Below are 7,296 nucleotides of genomic sequence, written 5' to 3' on the forward strand. Positions count from 1 at the left end.
CCGGCGGCAAAGGCGGGGCCGGCGGCGACGCCATGCTGATCGGCAACGGCGGTAACGGCGGTAAGGGCGGGACGGGCTTCGTGGCCGGCACCGGTGGCACCCCCGGAGCCGGGGGGCTGCTGCTCGGCCTGGACGGGCTGACCTAGCCGGCAAGCCGCGGCACGCATCTCTTTCACGAGGTCCGGCGGGCCTGCGGTGGCGGCCAGCGTCGGCAGCATTGGGTCGTCGGCGGCTGGTGTATCGGGGGCAGGCAGGTCCGGTCCAGACGTTCTGCTGGGATTCGAGGCGCCCTCGATCGGCCACGCTTACCTTCGGCCTATGTACTTCGCCGGTGTGGATCTGGCCTGGGCGGGCCGCAATCCCACCGGTGTTGCGGTGACCGACGACGACGGCCTGCCGGTGGATGCCTCCGGTGCCAAACGATGCGCGATCGAGGTCCATCCGCACGCCGCGATGTTGCATTGCTCCGGTTGCCCCGCACACTGAAGTACAAGGCACAGCCGGGCCGCGACGTCGACCAACTCGAATCGGAGCTATTGAGGCTGCTGGACTTTATCGAGTCGCTCGCAGCGGCGCCGGTGCGCTACCCGTCACCGCTCACGCCGATTGGGCGGCCCCGCGCCGCGGGGTGAGCACCGCGCGGCGCAAAAGCGAACTGCGCCACGGGGAAGACCCCGTCGATGCCGTCCGCTGCGCCTACGTGGCGTTGTCCGCGAAACGACGTCCCGCCGATGTCACCATCTGCGGGGACCCGGCCAGCGGCTGTATCGTTACGCCGTCACTAACCCGCGGACGTGCTGGCGATGCGGATCGGTCGTTGGTCGATCGGCGCAAGAACCTCGATTAGATCGACCACGGTGGCCAGCGCGGCATTGCGGGCATCCCGGCCTTCGACCAGCGCGGAGACCACCGAACCGTCGACCGCGCAAATCAGGGTGCACACCAGTTCGATGCGCACGGAGCGGCCCGATCGCTCGATGGCCTCGGCGACCGCCTCGGCGCGCTGGCGCAGGTTGCGCCGCATGCTTTCCCGCAGCGCGGGCAGGCGGGTACAGGCGATATGCCGCTCGTATCGCGATATCAGTTGCTCGGCAAGTCCCGGGCCGTCCACATCCCCCACCAGGAGGTCAACCAGCACTTCACCGGTTGTCTCGGGCCCGCGTCGCCGCCGCGGCAGCGCGTTGACCCGTGCCCTTAACTGCGCCACCTCGATCATCCCGATGTGTTCGACCGCGCGGGCGATCAAGTCGTCCAGGGACGAAAAGTAGTAGGTGGTAGACGCTAACGGCAGCCCGGCCCGACGGGCTACGGCCCGGTGACGCACTGCTTCGAATCCGCCCTCGCCAAGCAGCTCGGCGGCAGCGCTGACCAACGCATACCGCCGACGTTCTCCTTTTGGAGTAACTGCTGCCGTCACGCCCACCCATGCTGCCAGTGAAATTGGTACTGGATTGCCATTTTCGCTAAACGGCCATGGCATGATGGCCGGCATGCCGGACTTAAGTCGCCGCGCCGTGCTGGGCCTCGGTGCCAGCGCGACCCTTGGCGCAGGCGGCGCATTCGCACTCGGCACGCTGTTCGGGCCCCGGACTTCGCACGCCGCCCCGGCACCGGCGATTGGCACAAACGTTCCGTTGGCGCCGACACGACCACTCGATCCACCGCCGCCGGCTCAGGCCGCGCCGACGATGACGACGGGCTCGTTCGTGTCGGCGGCGCGGGGCGGAATATCGACGAACTGGGCGATCGCCCGGCCGCCGGGCCAAACCAAGCCGTTGCGGCCGGTGATCGCGCTGCACGGCAAGGGCAGCGATGCGGCCACCGTGATGGCTGGCGGCGTCGAACAGGGCCTGGCACAAGCCGTCAATGCCGGGCTGCCGCCGTTTGCTGTGGTCGCCGTCGACGGCGGTGGCAGTTACTGGCACAGGCGGGCTTCCGGTGAGGATTCTGGGGCCATGGTGTTGAGCGAGCTGATCCCGCTGCTGGGGACCCAAAATCTGGACACCTCACGGGTAGCGTTTCTGGGCTGGTCGATGGGCGGGTACGGGGCGTTGCTGCTCGGCGGCCGGCTAGGGCCGGGCCGGACGGCGGCGATCTGCGCAGTGAGCCCGGCGCTGTGGACATCGGCCGGTGCGGCCGCACCGGGAGCGTTCGACGGAGCCGACGACTTCGCGGCCAATTCGGTGTACGGCATGCCGGCGCTGGGTTCCATTCCGATCCGGGTGGATTGCGGCGACAGCGATCCCTTTTATTCGGCGACCAAACAGTTCATTGCTCAGCTGCCGAACCCGCCCGCGGGCGGGTTCTCCCCCGGCGGGCACAACGGCGGGTTTTGGAGCTCGCAGCTGCCCGCCGAACTGACCTGGATGGCCCCGCTGCTGACGGCGTAGGCGAGCATAGATTGATGACCGCGCCTTTTGATTGGGGTTTTCCGTACGGCTGGCCGCGAATGCCGATCCTGGGCCGAAACGTTGTCGCCACCTCACAGCCGCTCGCCGCGCAGGCCGGTCTGCGGATGTTCGCCGAAGGCGGCAACGCGGTGGACGCGGCCGTAGCCACCGCCATCACCCTGACGCTGGTGGAACCGGTGTCCAACGGCATCGGCGCTGATGCGTTCGCCATTGTCTGGGACGGCACCCGACTGCACGGCTTGAATGCGTCCGGCCGCTCACCCGCGGCGTGGACGCCGGAATACTTCGGCGCCAACGGCGTTCCCGCGCTCGGCTGGAATTCGGTGACCGTGCCCGGCGCAGTGTCGGCATGGACGGAACTACACACCAAATTCGGCAACCTGCCGTTCGAGCGACTCTTCGAGCCGGCAATCACATACGGCCGCAACGGGTTTCTCGTGTCGTCAACCGTCTCGCGGCAATGGGCTGCCCAGGCACCCGTGTTCACCGGACAGCCCGGGTTCGCCGAGGCGTTCCTGCCCGGCGGACGCACGCCGAAACCGGGTGAGCCGTTCCGGTTTCCCGACCACGCCGACACCCTGGAGAAGATCGCGGCCAGCCGCGGCGCGGCGTTCTACCGAGGAGAATTTGCCGAAAAGCTCGAAGCGCACGCGATCGCCAACGGCGGCGCCATGCGAGTCGGCGACCTGGCCGCGCATCGCAGCGACTGGGTCGGCACCATCACCGGAACATACCGCGGCTACACCATTCACGAGATGCCGCCCAACGGTCAGGGCATCATCGCGCTCATCGCGCTCGGAATCCTATCCCACTTCGACATGGCTTCGCTGCCAGTCGATTCCGCCGACAGCGTGCATCTGCAGATCGAGGCGCTGAAACTCGCATTCGCCGATGCGCAGGCCTATGTCGCCGACATCGACGACATGCCGCTGCCTCCGGAACGCCTGCTCGACGAGGAATATTCGCGGGAGCGCGCCGCGCAGATCGACCTCGAACACGCCAAGCCGGCATCGGCCGGAAGCCCAAGGGGCGGCACCGTATATCTCACCGCGGCAGACGCCGCCGGAATGATGGTGTCGATGATCCAGTCGAACTACCTGGGCTTCGGCTCCGGCGTGGTGGTGCCGGGAACCGGCATTTCACTACAGAATCGTGGCTCGTGTTTTCTTGCGGCACAGGGCCATCCGAACCAGGTCGGACCCGGGAAGCGCCCCTTCCACACCATCATTCCCGGGTTCGTGACCAAGGACGGCGCACCGCTGCTGAGTTTCGGGGTGATGGGTGGCCAGATGCAACCGCAGGGCCACGTGCAGGTGCTGGTCCGCATCGCCGATTACGGCCAGAACCCGCAGACGGCGTGCGACGGGCCACGGTTTCGCTGGGTGCAGGGACAGCAGGTCTGTTGCGAAAAGGGCTTTCCGCCGGCAACACTCGACGGCTTGCGTGGCCGCGGGCATGAGCTGGTACCGGTGAACGACTACGACCAGTTCGGTAGCTGCCAGGCGATCTGGCGCCTCGACGACGGTTATGTCGCGGCCAGCGACCCGCGCCGCGACGGTCAGGCTGTGGCGTTCTGACCGCCGGGCCGGCAACGCGTGCCTTGGGCGCCGACCGACCCCAGGGCCTGAAAGTGAACTATAGGTGAACTCATAGGAAACTAACGGTGGCTTTGCGGTAACGCGCTGGGTAATATCGATGCAGATAATCGCAAACTGCGCTGGGAATGTGCTCGGCATTCCGGTAATGGACGGTGCGATGATTGGGTTAGATAGTCACGGCCCCGGCATCGGGTTGAAAGCCGGTGAGATGTTTGCCGGCTACACGATTCTCCGGTTGCTGGGCTGCGGTGGAATGGGAGACGTCTACCTTGCCCAGCACCCAAGGCTGCCGCGCCGCGAAGCGCTGAAGATACTGGACAATGAGGTATCTGCGGACGAGGACTATCGGCGCCGATTCATCAGGGAAGCCGACGTAGCGTCCGCGCTGTGGCACCCGAACATCGTGCGCGTCAACGACCGAGGCGAGTTCGACGGCAAGCTATGGATCTCCATGGACTTCGTCGACGGAACCGACGCAGCGAGCCTGTTGCGCAACCGCTTTCCGGCCGGAATGCCGGGAGAGCAGGTAGCCGCGATAATCGGGGCGATCGCGAGCGCACTCGACTACGCGCATCAGCACCATCAGGTGATGCACCGCGATGTCAGCCCCGCCAATATCCTGATCGCCCAACCGGAAACTGATGTTTGGCGAATCCTTTTGGCCGACTTCGGAATAGCTCGCAACATCGGCGAAACCAGCGGCCTGACCGTGACGAACATGGCGATCGGGACGTTTCCCTACGCAGCGCCCGAACAGTTGGCGGGCGAGCCAATCGACGGACGTGCCGATCAGTACGCGCTCGCGGCTACCGCCTACCATCTGCTGACCGGATCAACACTGTTCCCGCACACCAATCCGGCCGTTGTCATCAGCCGCCACCTGACCGCCACGCCGCCGGCACTGGCGCAGACCCGCCCGATGCTCGCGGCCTTCGACCCGGTGTTTGCCGTGGCTTTGGCGAAGGACCCCACCGATCGATTCGCCCGGTGCGCCGACTTCGCCGACGCGTTGGCGCGGGCAGCACACAGCCTCGAACATCCGATAGCGTCGGCTTCGACCATGCCGCAACCCTTGGCGAACAGGCCACTCCGGAACACCGCAGTGCCCCCGGCCGACACCGGCAAACAACAGCGACGCAGCCGGTGGCGGGTTTTTGCGGCGGCGTCAACGGTTATCGTGCTCGCCGGCGTCGGCGCCAGTGGCTACCCGTTCGACACCGTTTCGACGCCGGGACCGCCCGCCCCATCCCCGACCTTGGCGGTGCCCCGGGAGCCAGCCGCCGGCCCGCCAACCGTCGCCGCGGCGTCGCCTCGAGACACCGCGGAGTACCCGCCGGCGCCCGCGACAGCACCGCCGCCCGCGGCGCCGGCCGGGAAGGTCACTCCGCCAACGGCATTCATCGCCCCCGGATCGGTTCAGGCCCCGCCGTCGCCCCGACAACCGGCCCCGGCCCCGCAGCGGCCGACCCCGGGTCCCGACCAGACCTTTCTTGGTCTCGTGTCTCAGATTCCCGGCGTTATCGTCACCGACCCCGCAACTGCCGCCGCGACCGGCCGCGCCGTGTGCACGGATCTTCAAAACGGGGCCAGCCCCGACGATGCCGTCGCAGCAACCGTGAACAACAATTCCGGACTCACGCCCGCACAGGCGGCCGCCGGCGTCAACGCGGCGATCACCGCCTATTGCCCACAGCATCTGGGATAGCACAACCGCGTCCGCGGGTCAGGCATGCTTGGGTCACCTTGGGTCGCTGCTGCCCTGCATGCCGCCGCCGGTGGCTAAACGCTGATCTTGTTCTGCGCCGCTCGTAAGCCGATATCGGTGCGGAAATGACTGCCGGTCAAGCGAATTGAGCTCAGGATATGATATGCCTGCGCCCGCGCCGCCGACAGGTCCGCGCCGGTGCCCACCACCGACAGGACCCGGCCGCCGGATGACACGATGGTGCCGTTCTCACGCCGGCTGGTACCGGCATGCAGTACCCCGTCGGCTTCCGAGCCGACGACGACGTCGCCGACCCGGGGCCGCCCCGGATAATTTTCGGCCGCCAGCACCACCGCCACGGCGGCACCTTCCCGCCAGCGCAATTCGCCGAACTCCGCCAATTTTCCGTCGCCGGCCGCGTACATCAACTGCCCCAGGGGCGACTCCAGCAGCGCCAGCACTGCCTGAGTTTCGGGATCGCCGAAACGGCAGTTGAATTCGACCACCGAGGGCCCCTTCACGGTAATCGCCAGCCCGGCATACAGCAGGCCGCAGAATGGGCTGCCACGCCGAACCAGTTCGGCCGCAACGGGTTCGACAATCTGGCTGACTATCTCCTGGTAGACCTCACGGGGCAGCCACGGCAGCGGCGCGTAAGCGCCCATACCCCCGGTGTTGGGCCCGGTGTCGTCCTCGCCAACCCGCTTGAAATCCTGCGCCGGCAACAGCGGCACCACCGTCTCGCCGTCCACCACACAGAACAGCGACACCTCCGGACCGTCGAGATAAGACTCCAGCAGCACCGGATGCCCGGCCTCGAGCAGTCCCGCGGCATGGGTGCGCGCAGCCGCACGGTCCGCCGTGACCACCACGCCCTTGCCGGCGGCCAGGTGGTCGTCTTTGACCACCCAGGCCGGGTCGCCCGCGGGCGGGCCGAACCGATCCAGGGCGGCGTCCAAATGCGCTGGGTTGTCGACGATTTCGCTCGCGGCGGTGCGCACGCCGGCTGCGGCCATCACGTCCTTGGCGAATGCCTTGGACCCTTCGATGCGGGCGGCGTCTTTGCCGGGCCCGAAGCAGACGATGCCGGCGGCACGTACGGCGTCGGCCACCCCCAGCACCAGCGGCAGTTCCGGGCCGATGACCACGAGGTCGGCCTCGACCCGGCGGGCCAGAGCAACGACGTCCGCGCCGGAAGTGATGTCGACGTTGTGCTGTTCGGCCACACGCTCGGTTCCGGCGTTGCCGGGAGCCACGATGAGATGTGTGACCTGCGGATCCCTGGCCAGCGCCAAGAGCAGGGCATGTTCACGGGCACCGGAGCCGATTACCAGGACGCGCACGAGAGGTCAGCGTAGCCGCGCAAGTCCCGGCTCAGGCCACCGCCCCGTCGGGTCTTCTGCGGCCGGCGGGAACGGGCCGGCGCGGCTTAGCGGAGGGCCTGGTAGATCAGTTGGGTGTATCGGCGGGTGCGATCGGTCCCAGCCGAGGTGACCTGTCCCATCTTGTTCATCACATAGGCAAACGTGGTGCGGCAGTGGGGATTCATGACCGCCATCGAGCCGCCCCAACCGCCCCAACC

General features: G+C 67.5%; 5 protein-coding genes and 1 pseudogene. 4 read left to right on the plus strand and 2 right to left on the minus strand.

Annotated features, from left to right (window positions below):
* Window positions 1-318 precede the first annotated feature (318 nt).
* Window positions 319-847 (plus strand): annotated as a pseudogene (locus tag EET13_RS25015) (DUF429 domain-containing protein).
* On the opposite strand, the gene EET13_RS25020 reads toward EET13_RS25015, so the two are convergent.
* A complete protein-coding gene (locus EET13_RS25020; RefSeq protein ID WP_122444787.1) occupies window positions 782-1,423 on the minus strand; it encodes a TetR/AcrR family transcriptional regulator in 642 nt (213 codons plus the stop codon). The pseudogene EET13_RS25015 and the gene EET13_RS25020 sit on opposite strands and share 66 nt — an antisense overlap.
* 55 nt (window positions 1,424-1,478) lie before the next feature.
* On the opposite strand from EET13_RS25020, the gene EET13_RS25025 reads away from it, so the two are divergent.
* From EET13_RS25025 to EET13_RS25035, 3 genes are all read left to right on the plus strand, one after another.
* On the plus strand, window positions 1,479-2,390 hold the full coding sequence (locus EET13_RS25025) for an alpha/beta hydrolase-fold protein (protein ID WP_122444784.1): 912 nt from the start codon (window positions 1,479-1,481) through the stop codon (window positions 2,388-2,390).
* A 14-nt stretch (window positions 2,391-2,404) separates the two neighbouring features.
* Complete coding sequence (locus EET13_RS25030) at window positions 2,405-3,988, plus strand: gamma-glutamyltransferase family protein (RefSeq protein ID WP_122444785.1); 1,584 nt, start codon at window positions 2,405-2,407, stop codon at window positions 3,986-3,988.
* 178 nt (window positions 3,989-4,166) lie between these two features.
* Window positions 4,167-5,714 carry a serine/threonine-protein kinase gene (locus tag EET13_RS25035; protein WP_211189137.1) on the plus strand — a complete coding sequence of 516 codons (1,548 nt, stop codon included), beginning with the start codon at window positions 4,167-4,169 and terminating at the stop codon, window positions 5,712-5,714.
* 74 nt (window positions 5,715-5,788) lie between these two features.
* Here the strand turns inward: EET13_RS25035 and purD are convergent, their stop codons facing one another.
* A complete protein-coding gene (gene purD / locus EET13_RS25040) occupies window positions 5,789-7,057 on the minus strand; it encodes a phosphoribosylamine--glycine ligase (RefSeq protein ID WP_122444786.1) in 1,269 nt (422 codons plus the stop codon).
* Window positions 7,058-7,296: the final 239 nt, after the last annotated feature.

This window comes from Mycobacterium attenuatum (assembly GCF_900566085.1).
GTDB classification, from domain to species: domain Bacteria; phylum Actinomycetota; class Actinomycetes; order Mycobacteriales; family Mycobacteriaceae; genus Mycobacterium; species Mycobacterium attenuatum.

Coding starts and splice junctions, on each gene's coding strand:
- EET13_RS25025 (WP_122444784.1), top strand. CDS start 1,479: ATGATGGCCGGCATGCCGGACTTAAGTCGCCGCGCCGTGCTGGGCCTC.
- EET13_RS25030 (WP_122444785.1), top strand. CDS start 2,405: ATGACCGCGCCTTTTGATTGGGGTTTTCCGTACGGCTGGCCGCGAATG.
- EET13_RS25035 (WP_211189137.1), top strand. CDS start 4,167: ATGATTGGGTTAGATAGTCACGGCCCCGGCATCGGGTTGAAAGCCGGT.